Raw genomic sequence first — 24,115 nt, 5'->3', positions numbered from 1 at the left:
AGAACACGGTGAACACCACCCCTGCGAACGGCGCGCAGCCACCCGAAGCGGCTGCCGTGCTGGACGATGTGCGCAAGACGTACGGCGACGTCCGGGCCGTCGACGGTGTCTCGCTGTCCGTGCAGCGCGGCGAGTTCTTCGGCCTGCTCGGCCCCAACGGCGCCGGCAAGACGACCCTCGTCGAGATCATGGAGGGTCTTCGGCAGGCGGACTCGGGGACCATCTCCGTCCTCGGGCACCGCCCCTGGCCCCGGGATGTGCGACTGCTGCCGCGGCTGGGCGTGCAGACGCAGGCCTCGGCGTTCTTCGTCCGCCTGACGGCGCGCGAGCACCTGCAGACGGTGGCGGCGCTCTACGGTGCCCGGCGCCGCTCGGTGGACAGGACTCTGGCCACCGTCGGGCTGACCGGGCAGGCCCACCAGCGCGTCGAGGACCTCTCCGGCGGGCAGCGGCAGCGCCTGGCCATCGCCTCGGCCCTCGTCCACGAGCCCGAGCTCATCTTCCTCGACGAGCCCACCGCGGCCCTCGACCCGCAGGCACGCCGTGCTCTGTGGCAGGTGCTGCGGGACCTCAAGAGCGCGGGACGCACCATCGTCTACACCACCCACCACCTCGACGAGGCCGAGGAGTTGTGCGACCGCGTCGGCATCATGGTGGACGGCCGGATCACCGCCCTGGACACCCCCGGCCGGCTCGTCTCGGCGGGCAGCCCCGTGACGCGGCTGCTGGTGCCCGCCTACCGGCTGCCCCTCGACCAGGCGCTGGCCATTCCCGGAGTCCAGCAGGCCACGCTCGAGGGCGACACTGTCGTGCTCGAAACCCTCGACTCCGGCCCCGTGCTGGCGGCGGTCGACGCGATCGCCGGACTCCAGGGCGTTCGGACCCGCACCGCCACCCTCGAAGACGTCTACCTCGAACTCACCGGCTCCGCCCAGGGCTAGGCCGTGTCTTCCGGGTCACCTCGGGACCGCGACGCCTGGCAGTGCCCTCCCCCGGCCACCGCTGGGTGGGGCCCAGGACCAGAGGCCGCGGGCTGATCCGAGCCGATCCGAACGACACGACCCGGCGCCCGGTGCGCACGCACGAAAGATACGGAGGCACCACCATGAGCGCATTCTCCGCGCTGAGCCAGGCCGGCTACCGGGCCCATGTCCGGGACAAGACCACCCTCTTCTTCGTCTTCGCCTTCCCCCTGATGTTCCTCGTCGTCTTCGGGCTGCTCTTCCAGGGCGAGACCGTCGACGAGAGCGGGAAGAAGTACATCGACTACACCGCCCCCGGCGTCATGTCCTGGGGCATCGCAAACGCCGCCGTGTTCGGCATCGGCTTCGTCCTGATGCAGTGGCGGCGCGACGACATCCTCCGCCTCATCCGTATGAGCCCCGCACCGCTGACGGCCGTCCTCGGCTCCCGCTACCTCCTTGCCGTCGCCATCGGGCTCGCCCAGGCCGTACTGTTCCTTTCCGTGGCCCTGCTCCCGGTTTTCGGGATGACGCTGGCGGGGACATGGCCGCTCGCGGTGCCCATCGTCGTCCTCGGGATCACCGCGTTCCTCGCCATCGGGGCCATCGTCGGCTCGTACGCCAGGACACCGGAGTCGGTCGCCGCCATCGCCAACTGCCTGATCGTGCCGATGGCCTTCCTGTCGGGCTCGTTCTTTCCGCTCGACAGCATGCCGGAGTGGCTCCGGACGCTCTCCCGTATCTTCCCGCTGCGCTATTTCAACGATGGCCTGTCCGCTGCCATCACCGGTGACGGCAGCGGCAGGGACATGCTCGTCTCCTGCGGCGGACTCGCCGCGTACACCCTGGTCTTCGGCCTCATCGCGATGAAGACCTTCCGCTGGAGCGACAATTCGTGACGCCGACCGGTGCGCCCGAGGCGGCGCCCTTCTCGACGGGCCGGTCCCTGCTGCAGCGCGAACTCGGCCTGCGCCACGAGGAGTTCACCCTGCACCAGGGACGCGCGCTACCCGCCCCGCTCGTCGTGCCGCTCGGTGGCGCCGACACCTTGGGCGAGGGCCGGACGGATCCGAGCGCGACCGTACGCCCCGGGGCGAACGTCCATCTCTCCTCCCGCGCCGTCCTCATCGGCCCCTGGGGCGGCAGCGATACGCCCCGCGCCTGCGGGAACTGCCTCGCCATGCGCTGGCAGCGGCTGCGCAGCCGTTCCGAGCGCGAGGCGCTGGAGCTCGGCTTCCTGCCGCGGGGCGCCACCGATTGGCCGGTGCTGACCGACTACGCGCTCGACGCCGTCTGGGCCGCCTATCGCGCGGTGCTGGGCGGTCCGCGCAAGGCCGCGGCGCCGGTGGCCGCAGACCGCGAGCTGGGTCAGGTCACCCGGGTCGACCTGAGGACGCTGGCCGTCGCGACCTTCCCCGTGCTGCCGGAGCCGCTGTGCCCGCGGTGCGTGAACGTACGGCCCGACACCCCGGAGGCTGTGCGGCTGCGGCCGGTCTCCCGCCCGAAACCCGACCGCGCCGCGTACCGGCTCCGGCCGCTGGAGTCCTTCCCGCTGCCCACGGCGGCGCTGGCCAACCCCGTGTGCGGGGCGTTGGGTTCGGGTGTCTGGATCAACCCGGCCTCGACCACAACGGCCCCGGTCGCCGGCTCCAACTTCGTCCGCGGGTACGCCGGCCTGAACGACGTCACGTTCAGCGGCCAGGCCAACAGCTACGCCACCAGCCGCACACTCGCCTACCTCGAAGGACTGGAGCGCTACGCGGGCACGCACCGGCGCCGGGGCACCTCTCCCGTCCATGATTCGTACCGCCGGCTTCGGGCCGTCCACGGCGAGTCGGTCCTCGACCCGGCGGAGTGCGGCTTCTATGCCCCCGAGACCTACGCCTCCGACCCGCTGGTGAGCCCCTTCGACCCCGACCGCGCCATCCCGTGGGTGTGGGGCCATTCGCTGCGCTCCGACCGGCCCGTCCTCGTACCGGCCCGGCTGGTGCACTACAGCGCGGGCGTCGAGGCGGACAACTTCGTCTTCGAGTGCTCCAACGGCTGTGCCACCGGCGGCAGTCCGGAAGAGGCCACGCTCTTCGGACTGCTCGAACTCATCGAGCGCGACGCGTTCCTGCTCGCCTGGTACGGCCGCGACCGGCTGCCGAGGATCGATCTCGGCTCCTGCCGCAGCGGCACCGTCCGCACCATGCTGGACCGGGCCGCCCTGCACGGCTACGACGTCCACGCCTACGACAACCGGATGGACCTGGGCGTCCCCGTGGTCACAGCGGTCGCCGTGCGGCGCGACGGCGGCCCCGGGACGCTCGCCTTCAGCGCGGCCGCCGGTCTGGACCCCGAGGCCACCGTGGACTCCGCGCTGTCCGAGGTCCTCACCTACATCCCGCATCTGCCGTACCAGGTGGCCGATCGGCACGACGAACTCCAGGCCATGGCAGGGGACTTCACGCGAGTCAAGCATCTGAAGGACCACGCCCAGCTCTACGGGCTGCCGGTGATGGCCCGTCATGCCCGCGAATATCTGGAACCCTCGGCGGTACTGCCGCTCGCGGAGGCATTCGCCGGGTGGGAGGCCGTACGCCCGCGCACCGGCGACCTCCGGGACGATCTGCTGTTCGTGCGCGACGCGCTGGTGCGCGCGGGGTACGACGTCATCGCCGTCGACCAGACCAGCCCCGAGCAGGAGCGGATGGGGCTGCACACGGTCAGCACGACCGTACCGGGGCTGCTTCCGCTGGACTTCGGGTGGACCCGGCAGCGGGCCCTGCGCATGCCGCGGCTGTGGGATGCGCTGGCGAAGGCGGGCAGGACGGGCGCCAAGGAGGTGCCGCATCCCTTCCCGTGACGGCAGCGGCCGCGGGGGCCCCGCCCGTGTCCGGCGCACCGCACGTGCCGGGCACAGGGCCGGCATGCTTGCAGTGCCCCGCACACGCAGTGCGCCCGGCACCCCCTGCAGGAGGGGGGGTACCGGGCGGTGAGCTGCGCGAGATCAGGCGCTGCAGGAGGTGGTGCTGGTGGTGCTGGAGCAGGTCGAGGTCGAGGAGCACGACGTCGAACCGGCGAGCACGACCTCGGAGGCGTCCGAGTAGTCCGAGATCTCGAAGGTCTCCGACTCCAGCTCCAGGATCTCGTCGGCGAGGGTGGCGAGCTCAGTCTTCGGGGCCATGGCGTTCTCCCTTGGTCACAGGGGCCCCACCGGCTGTTCCGGCGGTCATCCCCTTGGGGTGGCCCCATTGCATCCGCCGTCGCTGGCAGATCGGCCCGGCTTCCGCTGTCACTTCGCTGACACCTGCTGTCAGCGGAAGGGCCCGCTCCCTGAAGGCCCGGACCCGCAGGCTCGCACGAGGAGAAAGAAGGGTGTGCAACGGATGGACGTGTCCCCGGACGTACTGCGACCCTCCGTCGAGCTCTGCCTCGACCTGCATGCCCATCCCGAGCTCTCCGGAGAGGAAAGCCGTACGGCCGCTCGGTTCGCCGACCACCTGGAGCGGCAGGGCTGTTCGGTGACGCGGAAGGTCGGGGGCCACGGAGTCGTCGGGGTGCTGCGCAACGGAGCCGGGCCGACCGTGATGCTGCGCGCCGAACTCGACGCGCTGCCCGTGGGGGAGCGGACCGGACTCGGCTACGCCAGCACCGTGCCCGGGGTCATGCACGCCTGCGGCCATGACCTCCACCTCGCCGCGCTCGCCGGGGCGACCACGCAGCTGGCCCGCGCCCGCGGCACCTGGAGCGGCACCCTCCTCGTCGTGGGGCAGCCGGCCGAGGAGACTCTGAGCGGGGCCAGGGCCATGCTGGAGGACGGGCTGTACGAGCGGTTCGGCACGCCGGACGTCGTCCTGGCCCAGCACACCGCGCCGTTGCCCGCCGGGACGGTGGCGCACGGTCATGGGCCGGTGATGGCCGGGAGCGCCACCCTCGACATCGTCGTACGGGGACGGGGCGGCCACGCGGGGACCCCGCACCTCGCGGTGGATCCGGTGGTGACGGCCGCGGCGGTGGTCCTGCGGCTGCAGAGCGTCGTCTCGCGTGAGACGGCCCCGGCCGAGCAGGTGGTCCTCACCGTCGGCTCGCTCCGCGCCGGAGAACGCGGGAACATCATTCCCGACCGCGCCGAACTCGGAGTTACCGTACGGGCGTTCTCGGAGTCCGCGCTGCGGCGCGTCACTGACGCCGTCGAGCGGATCGTACGGGGCGAGTGCGCGGCCTCCGGCTGCCCGGACGACCCGCTCGTCACCGTCACCTCCCGGTCCCCCGCCCTGGTGCCGGACCCGGATCTCACGAATGCACTGCGCACCGTCCATGCGGCGGGGTTCGGCGCCGGACGTGTGGCCCACTGGCCGGGCGCGACGGCCACCGAGGACTTCTCCTGGTTCGGGGCGCACGGGGCAGAACTCCACGGCGGCAATCGGGTGCGCACCGCGTACTGGATGCTCGGCGCGACGAGCGCTGCGCAATGGCGCTCCGCGCTCTCGGAGGGCGGTCCCGTACCGCCCAATCACTCCCCTGAGTTCGCCCCCGACCTCCGGACGGCCCTGCCCACGGGCATCACGGCCATGACCGATGCGGCTCTGCACCTTCTACGGGAGGCACCACCATGAGCACGGATTTTGTCGAAGTGATCGCGGTCCGCAGCGATATGGCGGCGCCAGCGGCGGCGACCACGGCCATCAGACTCGTGGGACTGCTCCCCCCGCACTGGGCGTGCACGCCCCATGTCGAACGCGACCGGGTACGGCTGAAGATCCGGCTGGAGGGCACGGGTGGCAGCAGCGCGGTGCGCAATGCGGTGACCCGGGTGCTCGCGGACAGCGCGCTGCGCGGCTGGCGCGAGGAGGTCCGGGGTGCTCTTCGCGGCTCCGCTCAGGCGGGCCCCGGCCTCAGATCCAGCCCCGCTCACGGGCCAGCAGCGCAGCCTGGGCCCGGCTCGCCGCGCCCAGCACCCGCATGAGGTCGGCGACGTGGCGGCGGTAGGTGCGCACCGAGACGCCCAGTTCGCGGGCGCCCGCCTCGTCCTTGCCGACGGAGCACATGAGCACCAGGACGCGCTGCTCGGTCTGGGAAAGGCCCCGCGAGGCCGTGTCGTCCGCCGCGTCCGTACCCATCGGCAGGTCCTCGGCCTGGTCCCAGATCTTCTCGAAGAGCGCGATGATGTTGGCGACCAGGCCCCCTTCGTGGGCGAGCAAGGCCCCGCGTGAGGTGTCCGCGGGATCGACGGGGACCATGGCGATGCGGCGGTCGTAGACGAGGATCCGCTCGGTGATGTCCTCGGCGACCCTGATCAGCGCGCCGTGGGAGACCAGTTCGCGCAAGTATCCGACCGTGGGGCCGTGGTCGAGCGCCTTGCGCAGCACGACGCTGCGGATGCGCACGCCACGGCGGAGACATCGCAGGTCGAGCGGGCGGGCCTGCTCGACGTTCTCCGGCTGCAGTTCGGTGTAGGGCTCGACGGAGAGGATCTCGTCCCGGGCGAAGAAGGCGAGGTCGGCGATGCGGCCGCGCACCTGGTCCAGGTCTTCGAGCTGCTCGATGCCGTGGCGGCAGGCGGAGCGCAGCCCCTGCTCGGCGCGCAGGCCGTCGATCACATGCCGGAACTGGGTGACCCGCTGGAGCTCCTGGTGCAGCTCGTGGAGGCGGATGTCCATGAGCCGGCCCAGTGCGATGTCGGGGTCCATGGGGGAGATGAGCTGCCCGGAGGCCCGGAGCAGCCCGAGCCGGCAGAGCCGGTCCAGGGCCACTTGAGCGGACTTGGGATCGGTGTGCAGCAGCAGTTGGATGTCGTCAGCAGGGGTTCCGGGATTGCGAAGGAAGTGCCGGTATATCTCCTCTTCGTCCGGACCGACCCCGAAGGCGGACATCTCATTGGTGCCCACGCTCGGCCCCCTTGTTCCTTGTTGGCTAGGAAGCAGCGTAGGTGGTCGGAACGCCCCTGTGACCTTTCGGGACAGAATTGTGTACGAGATGTGGTTGAACACCGCACAACCGGCGTGCGGCACTCCGTCCCCGGTCGGCGCGCAGGACCGTACAAGCCTCTGGACTGCGGCGTTTCAAGGAACCGGGCCGCCTCTCCCCCGCTTCAGGAGGTCGTCAGCCGCCGCCGGTAGTTCCCCGGTGTCGTGCCCTCCCAGCGTGTGAACGCCCGGACGAACGCCGGTGCCCCGCTGAGTCCGAGTTCATGTGCGATGCGCTCCAGCGTCCTGTCGGTGGTGGCAAGCAGGCGCCGGGCGCGGTCGTGGCGTGCCGCGTCCAGCAGATCGCTCCAGCACGTGCCCTCCTCGCGCAGCAGCCGGCGCAGGGTGCGCTCGCTCAGATGCAGGGCGTCCTGGACGTCCTCCGGCCGCACGCCGTCCAGCGGCGCCCGGTCGAGCCAGCCGCGTACCCGCTGCCTGACGCTGTCCGGCGCGGTGAGGGCGGACAGGAGCCGGTCGGCGTGAGCGCGGTGGAGCGCGGCCAGTTCGGGGTCGGCCGGGCCGCGGACCAGATCGAGTTCCCGGTTCGTCACGGTCACCGTGTTCCGGTCCGCCCCGAAGGTGACCGGGCACCGCAGAATGCGCGCATAGGGCTCGGGCTCGCCGATACGGGCGTGGGTGAACGAGACGGCCGCCGGAGCCCAGACGCGCCCGGCGATCCAGCGGGCCGCCCTGACGGAGGCGGCGACGACGGCCTCGACCTGCTGCGGGTGCATCGCCCCCTCGGGGACGGAGGGCCGGTAGACCAGCTGCGAGCGGTGCGCGCCGCGCTCCAGCCGGAGCGCACCGGCTTCGCTGACCAGGGGCAGATAGCGGACCGCATGCACGGCGGCCTCCGCCAGGCTGGTGCAGGTGAGGACGAGATGACCGAGGACGTGCAGGGCGGACGGCTGCAGGCCGTTCCCGATGCGCAGACCGGTGTGGGGCCGCTCGGAGGGTCCGAGCACTCGCTCCCACACGCGTCTCACCTCGGCGAAGGGCAGCCGCTCGGCGGAGGAGGCCCAAGCGCCCCCCTCGGGGGCGCGGGCGCCCCGGTCGCGGGGTGCCCGATCCGTTGCGTCTCCCCCCGGGTCGGTCCCGTTGCTGATCACGGCATTCGCGTACGCAGCGGCGACGGTCGGGGCCTCGGGTGTCGGCATGGCGGTCAGTCAACGGGGTGTGGCCGACGGCGTCAACGGAGTGACCCGGAGAGTCAATGCCCCCATGACCGGGCACGGCTACCGTCTCCCACTCCCCGAAGCGATGCTCGTCACGGGCACGGTTCATGGCGGGTGCACACGCGGCGTGCGTGCGAGGAACGACGTGAGGTCGGACGAAGGGTGGAGGCATGGCCGACAGGCGGCGCAGGAAGTTCTGGGGCTGGGGCTACGAGGACGAGCAGCCCGGCCGCGCCGAGGTGGAGGAAACCGCCGCCCTGGCCCGCGAGATGCTCGGCTTCGGCGACACCGAGGTGCGCACTCCCCCGCGGCTTCAGGACATTCGCCTGCCCGAACCAGGGCTGGCCGTCCCCGCCTCCCTCGCCGGGATCTTCTCGGCGGACCGTTACGAACGCGTCTCCCACGCCTACGGGAAGTCGTACCGGGATGTGGTCCGCGCCTTCCACGGCGAGTTCCCGAACCCGCCCGACCTCGTCGCCCTCCCCCGCGACGAGAAGGAGACCGCGGCCGTGCTGGAGTGGTGCGCGGAGGCGAACGCCGCGGTGATCCCCTACGGCGGGGGCACCAGCGTGGTGGGCGGTGTGGAGCCGCTGGTCGGCGACGCCTACTCGGGGACGGTCACCCTGGACCTGGGCCGGCTCTCCGGCATCCTGGAGGTGGACGCGGTCTCCGCCTCCGCCCGCATCCTGGCCGGCACCACGCTCCCCGACGCCGACGCCGGACTCCGGCCCCACGGGCTGACGTTGCGCCACTACCCCCAGTCGTACGCACACGCCACCGTCGGCGGCTCGATCGTCACCCGCGCCGGCGGCCACTACGCCACCGGCAGGACGCGCATCGACGAATTCGTGCAGTCCGTCCGCGCCCTGACCCCGGCCGGTCCGTGGGAGAGCCGCCGTCTCCCGGCGTCGGGCGCGGGCCCGAGCCCGGATCGGATACTGATCGGCTCGGAGGGCATTCTGGGCGTGGTCACCGAGGCATGGCTGCGCGTCCAGGACCGACCGGTGCACCGCGCGTCGGCGAGCGTGCGCCACCGTACGTTCGCCGAGGGCGCCCGCGCCGCGCGCGCGGTGGTGCGTTCCGGTCTGCAGCCCGCCAACTGCCGTCTGCTCGACCCGGGTGAGGCGCTGCTGAACGGGGCGGGCGACGGCTCCTCGGCCGTGCTGATCCTGGGCTTCGAATCCGCCCACCACCCGCAGGAGGGTCTGCTCTCGCGGGCGCTCCAGTGCGTACGCGATCACGGCGGAGAGCTCGCCGGCCCGCCCCGGATCAGCGGCCCGGAGGACGAGGACGCACGACGGCAGGGCGGTCAGGCGCCCGAACAGCAGTGGAAGGACGGATTCCAGGCCGCGCCCTATCTGCGGGACTCCCTGGTGGCGGCCGGCATCCTGGTGGAGACCTTCGAAACCGCCGTGACATGGAACCGCTTCGGCGATCTCGACGACGCCGTGCTGCAGGCGGCACGGCGGGGGGCCGAGGCGGCCTGCGGCACGAGCGTGGTGAACCGGCGGCTCACGCACGTCTACCCCGACGGCGCCGCCGTCTACTACACCGTCCTCGCCCCGGCGCGCCGGGGCAGCGAGACCGCGCAGTGGGACGCGGTCAAGGCGGCGGTGTCCGAGGCGATCCTCGATGCGGGCGGCACCATCACCCACCACCACGCCGTGGGCCGTGACCACCGACCCTGGTACGACCGGCAGCGTCCCGATCCGTTCGCGGCGGCCCTGAACGCCATGAAGGAGGAGCTGGATCCGCACCGGATCCTCAACCCGGGAGTCCTGCTCCCGGCGCCGCGGTGACCTGACCGTCCGGCCGCGCGGAGTGAGCCCGAAACCGGGCGCTCCGCCGCCCCTGCGGGCGCCGGAGCGCCCGGGGGGCGGCCGCCCGACGTGGGCGCGGCACATCATGCACGATGACCTTTGCGCAGTCCCTTCCTCAGCATGCGTGAGTCCCCATTCGGACCAGCCTGGTCGGGCCTTGGGTCGGGCCTTGGGTCGGGCCTTGAGTCGGGCCTTGAGTCGGGCCTTGGGTCGGGGATTCGACCGGGACGCTGTCCGGTAACCGCATCCATGACTGCGCCCTGATCGCACGTGGGGTCCGTGACGTCCGGAATCGTCGCAGACGGCCCCACGGGGACCGGGAGTTCGTCCGGGGACACCCGGAGGTCCGCATGACGGCGGCGCCTGCGTGCGCGCCGTACGTCATCCGCGCCGTCAGAGCATGACGTGCTTGACCTGGGTGTAGTCCAGCAGTCCCGCCATGGACAGATCGCTGCCGTATCCGGAGTGCTTGACACCGCCGTGCGGCATCTCGGAGACCGTCGTGCCATGGGTGTTCACCCAGACGATCCCGGTGTGCAGGGCACGGGTAGCGCGCATGGCGCGGTCGAGAGCGGTGGTCCACACGCTGGCGGCCAGCCCGTACCGTACGCCGTTGGCCAGCCGCAGCGCCTCGTCCTCGTCCGAGAACCGCTGCACCGTGACCACAGGTCCAAAGATCTCCTCCTGCACGATCTCGTCGTCCTGGCGGAGACCGGCGACGACCGTGGGCTCGTGGAACCAGCCCGGCCGCGGCACCGGCGAGCCACCGGTGACGATCTCGGCATGGCCGGGCAGCCGGCCCAGCAGCTCGTGCACCGAGGCGAGTTGCCCGGCGTTGTTGAGGGGCCCGTAGTCCGCGGACTCCCCCGGCGCCCCGGTCCGCAGCTTCTCTGCACGGGCGGCGAACTCCGCGAGGAACGTGTCGTGGACGGCGTCGTGCACCAGGAACCGGCTGGGCGCGGTGCAGTCCTGTCCCGCGTTGTAGTAGGCGACAGCGGCCAGGTCCGCGGCCGCCGTCTCCAAGTCGGCGTCCTCGTGAACGATGACCGGCGCGTTTCCGCCCAGCTCCAGATGGACCCGCTTGAGGTCCGACGCTGCCGCGGCCGCCACCTCCCGGCCCGCCCGTACGCTGCCGGTGACCGCGATCAGGCGCGAGGCCGGGTGGACCGTCAGGGCGCGGCCGGTGTCGCGGTCGCCGCAGACGACGTTGAGGACGCCAGGAGGCAGATGTTCGGCCGCGATCCGGGCGAGGACGGAGGACGACGCGGGGGTGGTGTCGGCCGGCTTCAGCACGGTGGTGTTCCCTGCCGCGAGCGCGGGGGCGACCTTCCACACCGCCATCATCAGCGGGTAGTTCCACGGGGTGATCTGCGCACAGACACCGATGGGTTCACGTCGCAGCATGGAGGTGCGCCCGCCGGTGTACTCGGCGGCGGCCGCGCCCGGCAGATTGCGGGCGGCGCCGGCGAAGTAGCGGACCGTGTCGACGATGGCGGGAAGCTCGTCGTCGCGGAACAGCTCCGGCGGCTTGCCCGTGTCCGCGACCTCCGCCGCCACCAGTTCCTCGGCGTGCTCCTCCATGCCGTCGGCGATGCGCAGCAGGGCCTGCTGGCGCATCGCCGGAGTGGAGAGGGACCAGTGCTCGTACGCCGCGGCGGCGACGGCGCAGGCGTGGTCGACATCGGACCGGTCCGACCGGGGCGCGCTGCGGTGGGCCTCACCGGTGGCGGGGTCGACGAGGTCCATGGTGGCGCCGGAGTTGGCGGGCAGTTCGGCTCCACCGATGTGGTTGTGGACAGTGCCGCTCGGGGTGTCAGTCACGGTTCAGCGCCTCCTCGGCGGCCGCGCGTCCGGTGCGGACCGCGCCTTCCATGTAACCGGCGACCCACTGGTCGGAGCCGCAGACGTAGAAGGGCGGCTCATGGGTGCCGTGCAGGGGGCCGACGGCCATGACGTCCCCGGGGGTCCACTGGGTCACATAGCCCTGGGTCCACGGGTCGGTGCCCCACAGGCGCAGATACGAGGCGAGCGGTTTGTGGGCCTCGGCCCCGTAGAGGCGGGCGATGTCGTCGAGCAGTTCGTCCTCCCTGAGGTGCGCGGGCATGCCGAGCAGCACGCCGTACCGCTCGGGCGGGATGAGGGCGGAGAGGATTCCGGTGTTCTGCGGCCAGGTGCTGCCGAGCACGCCTTCGCACTCCGAGAGGCCGTTGAGATCCCTCAGGCGCCAGAACGGCTGGTCGTAGGCGGCGACGAACTTGGCCGTGACCGCCTGCCGTTGGCGGCGCAGGGAGGCCAGGCGCTCGTCGGAGACGCCGGTGACGGACAGCGCGCGAAAGGGGCCGACGGGGAGCGCGCTGACGACGGCGTCGGAGCGCAAGGTCTCGCCGTTCGTCAGGCGTACGGTGCAGCCGCCGGGGCGGACGTCGACCGCGGCGACCGGCGAGCCCGTCCGGATCCGGTGACCCAGCTCGTCGGCCATGCACAGCGCCACGGTGGCCGAGCCCTCGGCGACGCGCAGGCCCTCCCAGTCCTCGTAGTCGTAGTGCTCCGAGCCGGGTACAGCCGCGTGCTTGCGCAGGGCGGCCAGCAGTGAGGTGCGCTCCAGCGAGCCGCTGGCCAGGGCGAGTTGGCCGATCTCCCAGAGACGGACGACGGCCGGGGTGGCGCCTTCGGAGCGCAGCCAGGCGCCGACCGAGGTCCGGTCGAGGGCCGCGGCGTCGGGGTGGGCCCACGGGTCGCCGGGGTGGACGCTACGGGCGAGGGCCACGAAGGCAGCGGTGACGCGCTGGTGGCGGACCTCGTCGCCGGGGCCGAACCAGTGGGGCGGCTCGTCGGCCGAGATGCCTTCGGGGGTGGCGCGAGCCATGTTGCCGGGCTCGGCGACGTAGCTCCGTACGAGGGTGAGGCCGAGTTCCTCGACCAGGCCGAGATAGGCGGTGTGGCCGCGCCCGACGACTTCTCCGCCGAGCTGGACGAGCCGGCCGTCGGGCAGGACGGTCTGTTCGACCCGTCCGCCGACCCGGTCGCGGGCTTCCAGGACGAGCACATCGGTCCCGCCGGCGACCAGGTCGCGCGCGGCTGCCAGACCGGCGAGCCCGGCGCCGAGCACGATGACATCGTGATGCATGGGGCGTTCCTACGGTTGCGTGGGGAGCGGGAGCAGCGCGGCCGGGGAGGGCCGCCCGCCCGGGACGTCGGGTCCGGTCGGTCGTACGTGCGGTTCCCGGGAGCACGCGGGGCCGCCCCGCGGGAACGCGCGTACCTCAGTGGAGGATCAGTCGAAGGTCAGTCAAGGACCAGGCAGTGCTCGGGCTTCCAGCCGATCTGCACGTCCTCGCCGCCGCTCCAGCGGTCCTCGTTCCGCGACCGGTCGGTGTTCTGCTCCAGTACGGACACCGTGACACCGGGCGCGAGGTCGATGAGGTACGTGGTGGTCGGGCCGGAGTAGACGGTCTCCCTGACCACCCCGTTCACCAGGGTCATGCCGGGCTCGAAGTCGGAGAGCCAGATCTTCTCCGGCCGTACGGACAGGCTCACGCTGCCGCCCTCGGTGAGGCCGTCGCGGGTACCGACGGGGAAGGAGGCCCCGCCGTCGAGGAGGACCTGGCCGGAACGGTAGGTGCCGGGCACGAGGTTGGAGGTGCCCATGAAGGAGGCCACGAAGCGGCTGGCCGGGCGTTCGTAGACGTCCTCCGGCGTTCCGCACTGCTCGACACGGCCCTCGTTCATCACCGCCACGCGGTCGGACATGGTCAGCGCCTCGTCCTGGTCATGGGTGACGAAGATGAAGGTGATGCCGACCTCGCGCTGGATCTGCTTGAGCTCGACCTGCATCCGGCGGCGGAGCTTGAGGTCGAGCGCCGCCAACGGCTCGTCCAGCAGCAGGACTTGAGGGCGGTTGACCAGGGCGCGGGCCAGGGCCACGCGCTGGCGCTGGCCGCCCGACAGGGTACTCGGCTTCCGGTCGGCCAGCGCGGAGAGCTGTACGCGCTCGAGCATGGTGTGGACCCGTTCGCGGATCTCGCCACGGCCGATGCCCTTCCGCTTGAGCCCGAAGGCCACGTTGTCGGTGACCGAGAGGTGGTCGAAGAGTGCATAGCTCTGGAAGACGGTGTTGACGTTGCGCCGGTTGGGCGGCAGCTCCGTCACGTCCTCGCCGCCCAGCAGGATCGTGCCCTCGGTGGGGTCGGTGAAGCCGCCGATCATGCGCAGCGTGGTCGTCTTGCCGCAGCCGGAGGGGCCGAGGAGGGAGAAGAACTCGCCGGGGGCGATGTCCAGGGTGAGGTCTCGGACAGCGTAGGAGTCCGCGTAACTCTTGCTGACGTTGTCCAGCCGGACGGCGGGGACGGTGTCCATGGGTGTCACTTCCCGGAGAGCAGATCGAGGCCGCCGCGACGGCCGAAGAGGCGTGGGATGGCCAGGGCCAGGGCGATGAGGCCGACGGAGCCGGCCAGCATCAGGGTTCCGACCGCGTTGATGGTGGGCTGCACGCCGAACCGGATCGCGGAGTAGATGCGTACGGACAGGGGCTGGGGGTCCACGCCGGTGGTGAAGTACGCGAGCACGAAGTCGTCGAAGACGAGGGCGAAGATGAGCACGGCGGCGGCGAGGATGCTGGGGAGGAGGGCGGGCAGGGTGACCAGGCGCAGGGCCTGCCAGCGGGTCGCACCGAGGTCCATCGCGGCCTCCTCCACCTCCGGGTTGAGGGCGGCTATGCGGGAGCGCAGGATGACCGTCACGTAGGAGATGGAGAAGGTGATCTCCGCGAGCATCACGGTGCCGGTGGACAGGGTGATGCCCATGCCCTTGAAGAGCAGCATCGCGGCGACACCGGTGACGATCTCCGGGGTGACCAGCGGTACGAGCATGATCAGTCCGGCCAGCGATCCGAACCTGCTGCGGGACCGGACCATGCCGAGCGCCAGGGTGACGCCGAGGATCAGGGATCCGGCCATGGCCACCAGGGAGACCTGGAGGCTCATGCCGAGCGACTCGATGAGGGCGTCGTCGGCGAAGAACTCCTTGTACCAGCGGAGGCTGAAGTCCTTGAACACGGTCAGGGACTTCTGGGAGTTGAAGGAGAAGAGGACGACGACGCCGATGGGTATGTAGAGCAGGGCGAAGAAGGCGGCCGTGACGGCCACGGCGAAGCGGGGCTTGCGGTCGGTACCGCGGCGCCGGGGCTTCTTCGGCGGGCGGGTCGCGGCGGGGCGCTCGGCCGGCTCGGGGTCCGGGGCACGGTGGTGGGGCCGGATGGCCTGGCGTACCGTCATTGCGCCGCCTCCGCCTCGTCCTTGCGGGCACGGCGCAGATAGCCGACCATCCCGAGGAACAGTACGGCCATCATGAGCATCGTGAGGGCAGAGCCCAGCGGCCAGTTCTGCCCCTGGAAGAACTTGTCCTGGATCAGGTTGCCGATCATGATCTGGTCGGGGCCTCCCATGAGCTGGGCGCTGACGAAGTCGCCCATGGCGGGCAGGAAGACGAGGACGATGCCGGCCGCGGCTCCCTGCCGGGTGGCGGGCAGGGTGACGAAGAAGAAGGTCCTCAGCGGACCGCCGTAGAGGTCGCGTCCGGCTTCGATCAGCGAGACGTCCATGCGTTCCAGCGCCGCGTAGATCGGGATGATCATGAAGACGATGAAGCCGTAGACGAGGCCGACGATGACGCCGAAGCCGGTCTGGAGGATGTGGGTGCCGTCGCCCGCGAGTCCGAGGCCGCGCAGGACTTTGAGCAGGGGGCCGTCGTCGGAGAGGACGACGGACCATCCGTACATCCGCACAAGGTAGTTGGCGAAGAACGGGATGACGATCGCCGCGATCAGCAGGTTCTTGAAGCGGCCGCCGTACAGGGCGATTGCGTAGGCCACCGGATAGGCGATGACCAGGCAAATGGCGCACGTGGCCAGGGCGTAGCCGAGGGAGCGGATCAGCACGTCGCGGTACGCCGGGTCCGCGAGCGCCGTGATGTTGTCCAGGTTGAACCCGAACCGCGGATTCCCCAGGGCGTCGGTGGTGCCGACGGCGAGGGTGGCAACCAGCAGCAGCGAGGCGATGAGGAAGCCGGTCATCCAGAGGGTGCCGGGGACCATGAGCCAGGTCCACAGCCGTGCACTCGCGGCGGACCGCCGACGACGCCGGCGGACCGCCCCGAGATCTGTGCGTGGTTCCATGTCAGCCGGCCTTCACATGCGTCCAGGCGGTGTCACGGGCCCGCTCGGCCGCGGCGCTGCCGTTGCGGAAGTAGAGGTCGTCCTTGAGGTCGTCGGCGGACACAAGGCACTCCGGGAACGGTTTGACGATCTCGGCGTAGGTCTCCTCCGAGCCCTCGACCGGCATGGGGTAGCCGATGTATTCGATGTTCTTCTTCACGTTTCCCGGGCGGAGCATGTAGTTGATGAAGAGCATTGCCGTGCCGGGGTGCCGGGCGTTGGCGGGGATGGCGTAGCAGTCGGAGTTGACCGGGGCGCCTTCCTTGGCGACTTCGAATCCGTAGACCGAGGCGTCCTTGGCCTGGCTGAGCATGGTGGCCATGTCGCCGCTCCAGGCCTGCGTCATGGTGGCGTTGCCGTTGAGCAGGTTGTTGTAGCTGTCGCTGGAGAAGCCGCGCAGGTGGGGGCGGAGGCTCTGCAGCGTCTCGGTGATACGGTCCAGGTCGCGCTCCTCGGCGGTGCCGATATCGAGGCCGAGCTTGAGCGCCGCCATGCCGAGCACCTCGTCGCGGTCGTCGAGCACGAACACCTTGCCCCTGGCCCGCTTGTTCCACAGGTCGTCCCAGGACTCCTTCAGATGGTCGCCGATCCGGTCCTTCCTCCAGCCGATTCCGGTCTTGTACATGGTGAACGGAACAGTGTGCGCGGAGCGCGTGTCGTACCAGGGGTCGGCGAAGTAGTCGTAAGCGCCGAAGATCGCGTCGGCCCGGTCCAGCTGGGCGTGGTCGATCTTGCGCAGCTGGCCTCCGGCAGCCAGGCGCTGGGCCCACTTCGCGGTGGGGAAGATGATGTCGTAGCGGTTGCCGGCGTTGAGCTTGGCGACCATGCCTTCCATGGAGTCGTAGTTGGACTGGATGACCTTGACGCCGTATTCCTTCTCGAACCCGTCGAAGACCTCCGGGGCGACGAAGTCGGCCCAGTTGAAGTAGACGAGGTCTCCATCGGGCCGGACCTTGATCGGCCGGTCCTGGTCCTTGTCCGCGGCGGACTCCTTGCCGGCGAAGCCGCAGCCCGCCAGGGTGAGGCCTACCGTGGCGGCAGTGGTACCGCTCAGGAACGTGCGTCGGGACAGCGGGTGTGCAGCGGGGGACATCGGTCGTCCTCTCCGTAGGGGGCGAGCACTGATTCAGGGCGTGGTCCGGGCGGCACGGATGCCCTGGCTCCGTGCTCGACCTGGGTGCCACCGGGCGGTGGCAGGCGTCGTGCCGTACGGGTACGGGCTGACGGGGAGCGGGTCATCGCTCACAGACCGTCGAGATCGGCTCGGATGCGGCCGGCGAACCAGCCGACTGCCGCCTCACGCCGTGACAGAGGCCCCGGTTCGAAGCCTGGCGTTGTCAGCCCATTCTGCACACGGCTGACGAGTTCGACATCCTCGTCATTGGTGATCCACCCGATGTGGATGTTGAGCCGCCGGGCGATCCGGGTGCGCAGGCCCGCACCGCGGCGCGTGTAGAAGGCGCCGGGCACGGCCACGCGGTCGACCGCCGTGGGGATGGCGGTCCATGCAAGCACATGGTCGGGATAGAAGTCGATGAGGGTATTGGGGTAGATCACGGCGTACCGCCAGACCCGCCGGTCGGCCTCGGTCAGGCCGGGCATGGGGGCGGCCAGGCGCTGGTAGGCGCGCTCGGTCCAGTTGGACGAGGGCTTGTCCCGGAGCGGCGACGCGAAGAGCACGTAGTTCTCGGCGATCTCGCTGGTGTAGCTCTGGTAGTCCAGCAGCCGCATGAGGCCGGGGTGTGCCACTGGGACGTGGTAGCCCTCGAGGTAATTGTCGACGGCGACCTTCCAGTTGGCCTTCTGCACCTCGGCGCCGGCCAGGTCGTGGATGCGGGCGCGGCCCACCGGCTCGAGGTCGGCGCCCGCGTAGTGGCCGATCGACTCGGCGAGCCCGGCGCACTGCTCGGCGAGCGGTACGGCGTCCGGTTCGAGGTTGGCGAAGACGAAGCCGAGGAAGGACTCGACGCGCACCGGGAACAGGCCGAGCCTCGGCTTGTCCAGGCACGGGATCTGCCGGGCCTCCGGGGCGCCGACCAGGCGGCCGTCGAGCTTGTACGTCCAGCCGTGGTACGGGCAGCGGATCGCCTTGCCTGAGGGTTCCGGGCCGGTCACGAGCCGGGTGCCGCGGTGCCGGCAGACATTGAGGTGTCCGGCGAGGCCGCCGTCCTCGGTCCGGACGACGAGCACCTCGCGGTCGGCGACCCGGGCGGCCAGCCGGGCGCCCGGCGCCGGAAGGTCGGACTCGTGGCACACGAGCTGCCACGACTTCGCGAAGATGCGCCGGGTCTCCTCGGGGACGAGGTCCGGATCGGTGTAGTAGCGGGCGGAAAGGGCCTCCCCCGGTGTGGCCTGACTCGGCGGCGCTAGGGGGGCTTGGGGCTGCATCGGATACTCCTCCATGCCGCCCGGGCGATAGGCGCTGAGCGGCCCAAGGGCGTGTCGGCGGGCCGGGATGTGCACCGGAAACCCGAGCTAACTAATTGGTCAGTCAGACTGAGGGTGAGGTTCCGCACTGTCAAGACTTGTGGACTGACTAATTGATTAGTTAGCCTACTCGCCACAGCCGCCCCCGGCCATGCCCGTGGCAGACCGGCCGGCAGCCCCGGACACCACCCGTCACCCGGGTCACGTCCCACCCCTCACACCGCGCCGGACCACCGGCACCCACATCCCTACGCGGGAGGCGTACCGCGCCGCACCTCCCCCTCGGCGGCGAGCGGGAACGGCTCCCCGAACTCAACCCGGAGGCACGCATGAGCGGTCGTCGGAGTCCGGTCTGGCTCGGGCTCACCCCCGAACCGGAGCAGGAACTGCCGTCGACGGTCGCCGTCCTGCGCACGCCCGGGCAGCCCGCCCCGGCACCACCCGACCTCGCGGCCGCCGAGCGGCGCCGCGTGGAAAAGCTGATCCTCCACGGCACCGAGCGGCGCTGGCTCCGCTATCTCGCCGAAGTCACCGCACTCGTCACATCCGTCGCCGACGGCACTTCCCACGGCGATCCGCAGGCCGCGCTGATCGCCGGAGAGGTGGTCCTCGACCACCACCGCATGCTCATCGGCCTGCGCGGCTCCGGTTACGGCCGGACGGCGGAGGACCGCAGTGCCCTCGAATCCGCGGTGCGGACCCTGCGCACACAGGCCCGAAACGGAGGCGGGGGATGACCGGGATCCAGACCCTGATGCCCGAAGCACGCACCGGACTGCTCGGCCGGGACCCCACGGCGACGGAAGGCGCCAGGGCCTATGTCGCGGCGGGCGGCTACGCCGACGCGCTCACCCCCGGGCAGCTCCTGGAGCGGATCTCCGAGTGCGGTCTGCGCGGCCGAGGCGGCGCGGGGTTCCCCGCGGCAGTGAAGCTGCGGACCGTACGCGAGGCCGGCGACGCCCCGGTCGTCGTCGCCAACGGCGAGGAGGGCGAGCCCGGTTCGGCCAAGGACCGCTGGCTGCTGCGCGCCCGCCCCCACCTCGTGCTGGACGGCCTCGCCCGCGCCGCCGCGATCACCGGCGCCCGGACCGCGTACGTCTACGTCTCCGACCCCGCGGCCGGCGAGCGCGTCAAGGCAGCCCTCGGCGAGTGGCCGCCGGACGTCCCCGTCGAGGTGATCGAGACCGCCCACACCTACGTAGCCGGTGAGGAGACCGCCGTGGTCCGCCGGATCGACGGCGGGCCCGCACTGCCCACCTCCAAGCCGCCCCGCCCGTACCAGGAGGGCGTCGGGGGCCGGCCGACGCTGATCTCCAACGTCGAAACGCTCGCCCGGATCGCACTCATCGCGGCCCGGCCCGACGACCGGGGCCACCGTACGAGCCGGTCCACCCTCCTCACCCTCTCCAGCGGAACCGCACAGCCGCTGCTGACCGAGGCGCGGTACGGCACGACACTGCGGGAGCTCGCAGGTGCCCAGGGCACCCCTGACGCGCGCGGCGCCCTCATGGGCGGTCTCTTCGGCGGGCTGATCGGTGCCGACTCCCTGAACCTGCCGCTCGACCCCGTCTCCCTGGCCGCGGCAGGTACATCCCTGGGCTGCGGTGCCATCCGCTTCCTGGGGCCGGGAGAGTGCCCCGCCTCCGTTGCCGCCGACGCGGTCGACCACCTGGCGGCCGAGAGCGCGCGCCAGTGCGGCATCTGCGTCGCGGGCACTTCCTCGATCAGCACCACCCTGGCCGCTCTGACCCGGGGCCGAGCGGACTCCGACGCCCCCGACAAGCTGCTCCGCTGGTCCGCCGCCCTGCCCGGGCGCGGAGCCTGCGGCCTGCTGGACGCGTCGGCGGGCACTGCGGGCAGCCTGCTGCGCATCTTCCCGTCGCTGGTCCGCTCGCACTTGGACGGCCCGTGCCCGGGCTGCGCCTCCTCTCCTCCCGACGGCCGCCGCCTCGCCGTACCAGTCCCGAAGATCACCGGGATCCGCTCACCCGAAGCGGGGATCCCCCGCCCCTCCCCCGCGCCGTAGCGAAAGGAACGACCGTGAAGCTGCTGCTGGATTCCACCCGCTGCCAGGGCTACGGCCTCTGCCAGGAACCCGCGCCCGACCTCATCGAGCTGGACGAGTTCGGCTACGCGAACATCGTCGCCCGGGACGTCCCTCCCGGGGACGAGGAAGCGGCCCGCGCCGCCGTCGAGGCCTGCCCCAACTCCGCGCTCCGGCTGGAGAAATGACATGGGGCGCGACCTGACGGCGCTCTTCGACCCCAAGTCCGTGGCCGTCCTCGGTGCCAGCGACGACCCGGCGAAGTACGGCCACGCGGTGGCGGCCCAGGCCCTGCGCGCGCCCGACCGCCGCCCCGTCCACCTGGTGAACCGCCGTGGCGGTACGGTTCTGGGTCGCACCGCGGCCACCTCCCTCGCCGACATCGGCGACCCCGTCGACCTCGTGGTGATATCCGTCCCGGGCCCGGGGTTCGAGGCCGCCGTCGACGATGCCCTGGCCTGCGGGGCCCGGGCCATCGTCGGGATCACGGCCGGGTTCGCCGAGACCGGGGCCGCCGGGCTCGCGCGTCAGCGGGCGATCGCCGAACACGTACGGGACGCCGGTGCGGTCCTGGTCGGGCCCAACTGCCTGGGCATCGCGGACAACACGACCGAGCTCTACCTCGCCTCGGACACCTTCGCGCCCGGCGGTATCGCCCTGCTCAGCCAGAGCGGCAACCTCGCGCTCGAACTCCAGCTCCGCTGCGACCCGCACGGTCTGGGTTTCTCCCGCTTCGTCTCCCTCGGCAACCAGGCGGATGTCACTCTCGTCGACCTCGTCGAGGACTGCGCCCGGCACGACGCCACACGCGCCATCGCCGTCTACGCCGAGGACTTCGGTGACGGACGTGCCTTCGCGGAGGCCGCCGCCGCGGCCGGGAAACCGGTCGTGCTGCTCACGGCCGGGCGCGGCACCGCGTCGGCACGCAGCGCCCAGTCGCACACCGGGGCGCTCACCACCTCGGCCGATGTCGTAGCCGCCGCGTGCCGGGACGCCGGGGTCGAACTCGTCGCCACGCCCCGCGAGATGGTGGTCGTCCTGGCCGCGCTCGCCGGCACGCGCCGTCGGGTGGGGCGCCGCACCGCGGTGTTCACCGACGGCGGCGGCCACGGCGTCATCGCCGCCGACGCCGCCGAGGCCGCGGCCCTCTCCGTGCCCGAGTTCGGTCCCGACACGAAGGTGCGCCTCAAGTCCGTGCTGTGGGAGCAGTCGGCGGTCGGCAACCCGGTCGACCTTGCCGGGATGGGCGAGCAGGACCCGCGCTCCTACGCCGACACCGTCGGCGGGCTGATGGCCTCGGAGGAGGTCGACGCCGTGCTGATGACGGGCTACTTCGGCGGCTATTCGGCCGCGGGCAGTGGCCTCGGCGGCGGCGGAATGGCGCTTGCCGCGGGCGAGCAGGAGGCCGCGCACGAGATCGTCGCCCACCGTGCGTCGACGGGCAAGCCGCTGGTCGTGCAGTCGATGTATCCGCAGTCACCGTCCTGCAGGACGCTGTCCGCCGCCGGAGTCCCGGTGTTCGACGCGACGGAGGACGCCGCCCGCGCACTGGCCGCGCTGACGGCGGAGGAGCGGCTCGACCGCCCCGGTGTGGCCCCGCTCCCCGCGGCCGCGGCTCCTCTGCGCGACCCCGGCTACCACGGGGTGCGGGCGCTGCTCACCGACGCCGGGGTCCCCTTTCCCCCGGCCCGCGAGATCGGCACCGAGGCCGAACTGCTGGCCGCCGCCGAGGAGTTCAACGGCCCGTACGTTCTCAAGGCGCTCCATGTCCTGCACAAGTCCGACGCCGGTGGTGTCGCGCTGCGGCTTGACGGCACGGAGGGACTGCTGGACGCGTACCGGACGATGCACGCCCGGCTGGGTGCGCCGTCGTACTCGGTCGAGGCGATGGCGGACCTCGCGGACGGGCTGGAGCTGATCGTGGGTGTGAACCGTGATCCGCGGTTCGGCCCGGTCGCCATGGTCGGCCTCGGCGGGGTGCTCACCGAGACGCTCCGGGACGTGGCCTTCTCGCTGGCCCCCGTACCCGCCGCCCGCGCGGTTCACCTGCTGTGGAGTCTGCGCTCGTCCGCGCTCCTCGGAGGGGTGCGCGGCCGCCCCGCCGTGGACGTCGCCGCCGCGGCGGAGGTCATCGCGCGCATCACCGAAGTGGCCGCCGCGCACCCGGAGATCGCGGAACTCGAGGTCAATCCGCTGCTCGTCCGCCCGGACGGCGTCCTGGCTCTGGATTCCCGCGCCGTCCTCGGCTGAACGCCGTTCCGCGCCCGTCATCGTAGGTTTCCCCTCCCGTCCGCACCCACGCCTCGTCCCCGCAGCCCCCCGCCCCGGAAAGGACCCCGCATGGACTTCCGCTACACCCCCGAGCAGGCCGACCTCAAAGCGCGCGCCGCCGCGTACGCCCGGCTGCTGATGAGTTACGAGGATCAGTCCGAGGAGGCGGGCGGCCCGCTGCCCGTCGAGACCGTCCGTGAACTGACCCGCGCGGCCATCGACGCCGGTGTGTTCGCCATCAACATGCCTGCGAAGTGGGGCGGTCCGGGGCTGTCCCTGCTCGATCAGGTCATCGTCGAGGAGGAGTTCGGCAAGGCCACCAACTGTCTGTGGGACATCCCCTGGCGGCCCGCCAACGTCCTGGCCCACGGCACGGAGGAGCAGCGGGAGAAGTATCTGCTGCCGGTCATCCGGGGCGAGCGGTTCGACGCGTTCGCGGTGACCGAGCCGGGGGCGGGCTCGGATCCGTCGTCGGGCACGAGCACGGCCACCCGTACGGACGGCGGCTGGCTGATCAACGGCGAGAAGTGGTTCGTGACGTGCGGTGACATCGCCGACTTCCTGCTCGTCCAGGCGGACGCGGGACCGGAGAAGGCAGCCACCCTCTTCTTCGTCGACAAGCAGGCGCCGGGCGTGGAGATGACGCGGCTGCCCCGCTTCATGCACAGCGCCGTGAACGGCCACCCGGAGTTCACGTTCACGGAAGTCTTCGTCCCGGACGAGGACGTGCTCGGCGGTGTCGGCAACGGCTACGAACTGACCAAGGAGTGGTTCACCGACGAGCGGCTGATGATCGCCGCCCGCACCATCGGCGCCGCGGAGCGTGCCCTGGAGCTGGCCCGCGACTGGGCCGTCGAACGCCGCCAGTTCGGCACGCGCATCGCCGACTTCCAGCTCGTCCAGGGCATGCTGGCCGACTGCGCCGTCGACATCGCCGTCAACCGCGCCTACACCCACCAGGTCGCATGGGAAGCCGACCAGCCGAACACCGACCGCAAGACCCTCCACGCCAAGGCGTCGACGGCCAAGCTCGCCGCGAGCGAAGCCGCGGGCCGCGTCATCGACCGCTGCGTGCAGATCTTCGGTGGACGCGGCTACGACCGCTCCTACCCCGTCGAGCGCATGTACCGCGAGCTGCGCGTCGACCGCATCTGGGAGGGCACCTCCGAGATCCAGCGCCTGATCATCGCCAACGAGCTGATCAAGCGCGGCACCCGGGCCCTCAGGCTGCCCACCTCCTGACCCCCCCCGCCC

General features: G+C 71.6%; 20 protein-coding genes. 10 read left to right on the top strand and 10 right to left on the bottom strand.

Going from position 1 to position 24,115, the window contains the following annotated elements; genetic code table 11:
• Positions 1-8: 8 nt before the first annotated feature.
• The 3 genes from AB0M26_RS13935 (at position 9) to AB0M26_RS13925 (ending at position 3,810) form a co-directional block, all read left to right on the top strand.
• The gene (locus tag AB0M26_RS13935) at positions 9-941 is read left to right on the top strand and encodes an ABC transporter ATP-binding protein (protein ID WP_365259552.1); all 933 of its coding nucleotides are present in this window, start codon (positions 9-11) and stop codon (positions 939-941) included.
• A gap of 164 nt (positions 942-1,105) precedes the next feature.
• A complete protein-coding gene (locus AB0M26_RS13930; protein ID WP_365259549.1) occupies positions 1,106-1,861 on the top strand; it encodes an ABC transporter permease in 756 nt (251 codons plus the stop codon).
• Between the two features lie 50 nt (positions 1,862-1,911).
• Complete coding sequence (locus AB0M26_RS13925) at positions 1,912-3,810, top strand: TOMM precursor leader peptide-binding protein (RefSeq protein WP_365259805.1); 1,899 nt, start codon at positions 1,912-1,914, stop codon at positions 3,808-3,810.
• Positions 3,811-3,954: 144 nt separating this feature from the next.
• On the opposite strand, the gene AB0M26_RS13920 is transcribed toward AB0M26_RS13925, so the two are convergent.
• Positions 3,955-4,131: a thiazolylpeptide-type bacteriocin gene (locus tag AB0M26_RS13920; RefSeq protein ID WP_003968635.1), complete on the bottom strand. Its 177-nt coding sequence runs from the start codon at positions 4,129-4,131 to the stop codon at positions 3,955-3,957.
• Between the two features lie 202 nt (positions 4,132-4,333).
• Here AB0M26_RS13920 and AB0M26_RS13915 point away from each other — a divergent pair, with 202 nt between their 5' ends.
• Positions 4,334-5,563 carry an amidohydrolase gene (locus tag AB0M26_RS13915; RefSeq protein ID WP_365259546.1) on the top strand — a complete coding sequence of 410 codons (1,230 nt, stop codon included), beginning with the start codon at positions 4,334-4,336 and terminating at the stop codon, positions 5,561-5,563.
• A gap of 279 nt (positions 5,564-5,842) precedes the next feature.
• On the opposite strand, the gene AB0M26_RS13910 is transcribed toward AB0M26_RS13915, so the two are convergent.
• Positions 5,843-6,835: a helix-turn-helix transcriptional regulator gene (locus AB0M26_RS13910; protein WP_365259543.1), complete on the bottom strand. Its 993-nt coding sequence runs from the start codon at positions 6,833-6,835 to the stop codon at positions 5,843-5,845.
• Positions 6,836-7,038: 203 nt separating this feature from the next.
• Complete coding sequence (locus tag AB0M26_RS13905; RefSeq protein ID WP_365259540.1) at positions 7,039-8,070, bottom strand: AraC family transcriptional regulator ligand-binding domain-containing protein; 1,032 nt, start codon at positions 8,068-8,070, stop codon at positions 7,039-7,041.
• Positions 8,071-8,258: 188 nt separating this feature from the next.
• On the opposite strand from AB0M26_RS13905, the gene AB0M26_RS13900 reads away from it, so the two are divergent.
• Positions 8,259-9,887: an FAD-binding oxidoreductase gene (locus tag AB0M26_RS13900; RefSeq protein WP_365259537.1), complete on the top strand. Its 1,629-nt coding sequence runs from the start codon at positions 8,259-8,261 to the stop codon at positions 9,885-9,887.
• A gap of 414 nt (positions 9,888-10,301) precedes the next feature.
• On the opposite strand, the gene AB0M26_RS13895 is transcribed toward AB0M26_RS13900, so the two are convergent.
• The 7 genes from AB0M26_RS13895 to AB0M26_RS13865 form a co-directional block, all read right to left on the bottom strand.
• Positions 10,302-11,729 carry an aminobutyraldehyde dehydrogenase gene (locus AB0M26_RS13895; RefSeq protein ID WP_365259534.1) on the bottom strand — a complete coding sequence of 476 codons (1,428 nt, stop codon included), beginning with the start codon at positions 11,727-11,729 and terminating at the stop codon, positions 10,302-10,304.
• Positions 11,722-13,035, bottom strand: a complete 1,314-nt coding sequence (locus AB0M26_RS13890; RefSeq protein ID WP_365259530.1) for an NAD(P)/FAD-dependent oxidoreductase — start codon at positions 13,033-13,035, stop codon at positions 11,722-11,724. Before AB0M26_RS13890 ends, AB0M26_RS13895 begins: the two co-directional genes overlap by 8 nt.
• 158 nt (positions 13,036-13,193) lie before the next feature.
• Positions 13,194-14,264, bottom strand: coding sequence for an ABC transporter ATP-binding protein (locus tag AB0M26_RS13885; protein WP_365259527.1), 1,071 nt, complete (start codon positions 14,262-14,264; stop codon positions 13,194-13,196).
• 5 nt (positions 14,265-14,269) lie between these two features.
• The gene (locus tag AB0M26_RS13880) at positions 14,270-15,181 is read right to left on the bottom strand and encodes an ABC transporter permease (protein ID WP_365259524.1); all 912 of its coding nucleotides are present in this window, start codon (positions 15,179-15,181) and stop codon (positions 14,270-14,272) included.
• A complete protein-coding gene (locus AB0M26_RS13875; RefSeq protein ID WP_365259522.1) occupies positions 15,178-16,080 on the bottom strand; it encodes an ABC transporter permease in 903 nt (300 codons plus the stop codon). The genes AB0M26_RS13880 and AB0M26_RS13875 overlap by 4 nt, the downstream gene beginning before the upstream one ends.
• 1 nt (position 16,081) lies before the next feature.
• Positions 16,082-17,212, bottom strand: coding sequence for an extracellular solute-binding protein (locus tag AB0M26_RS13870; protein WP_365259519.1), 1,131 nt, complete (start codon positions 17,210-17,212; stop codon positions 16,082-16,084).
• A gap of 149 nt (positions 17,213-17,361) precedes the next feature.
• Complete coding sequence (locus tag AB0M26_RS13865) at positions 17,362-18,507, bottom strand: aromatic ring-hydroxylating dioxygenase subunit alpha (protein ID WP_365259516.1); 1,146 nt, start codon at positions 18,505-18,507, stop codon at positions 17,362-17,364.
• Positions 18,508-18,875: 368 nt separating this feature from the next.
• Between AB0M26_RS13865 and AB0M26_RS13860 the strand changes: the two genes are divergently transcribed.
• The 5 genes from AB0M26_RS13860 to AB0M26_RS13840 all read left to right on the top strand — a co-directional run bounded on the left by AB0M26_RS13860 (position 18,876) and on the right by AB0M26_RS13840 (position 24,103).
• A complete protein-coding gene (locus AB0M26_RS13860) occupies positions 18,876-19,283 on the top strand; it encodes a hypothetical protein (protein ID WP_365259513.1) in 408 nt (135 codons plus the stop codon).
• Positions 19,280-20,572: an NADH-ubiquinone oxidoreductase-F iron-sulfur binding region domain-containing protein gene (locus AB0M26_RS13855; RefSeq protein ID WP_365259510.1), complete on the top strand. Its 1,293-nt coding sequence runs from the start codon at positions 19,280-19,282 to the stop codon at positions 20,570-20,572. The genes AB0M26_RS13860 and AB0M26_RS13855 overlap by 4 nt, the downstream gene beginning before the upstream one ends.
• 14 nt (positions 20,573-20,586) lie before the next feature.
• On the top strand, positions 20,587-20,778 hold the full coding sequence (locus AB0M26_RS13850; protein WP_365259507.1) for a ferredoxin: 192 nt from the start codon (positions 20,587-20,589) through the stop codon (positions 20,776-20,778).
• Position 20,779: 1 nt separating this feature from the next.
• Positions 20,780-22,840 carry an acetate--CoA ligase family protein gene (locus AB0M26_RS13845; protein ID WP_365259504.1) on the top strand — a complete coding sequence of 687 codons (2,061 nt, stop codon included), beginning with the start codon at positions 20,780-20,782 and terminating at the stop codon, positions 22,838-22,840.
• Positions 22,841-22,930: 90 nt separating this feature from the next.
• Complete coding sequence (locus tag AB0M26_RS13840) at positions 22,931-24,103, top strand: acyl-CoA dehydrogenase family protein (protein WP_365259501.1); 1,173 nt, start codon at positions 22,931-22,933, stop codon at positions 24,101-24,103.
• The last annotated feature ends 12 nt before the right edge of the window (positions 24,104-24,115 follow it).

The sequence above is a fragment of the Streptomyces sp. NPDC051776 genome (assembly GCF_040681345.1).
Taxonomy (GTDB): Bacteria; Actinomycetota; Actinomycetes; order Streptomycetales; family Streptomycetaceae; genus Streptomyces.
Note: the sequence above shows the minus strand (reverse complement) of the source record. Positions and strands in the feature narration are given on the sequence as shown.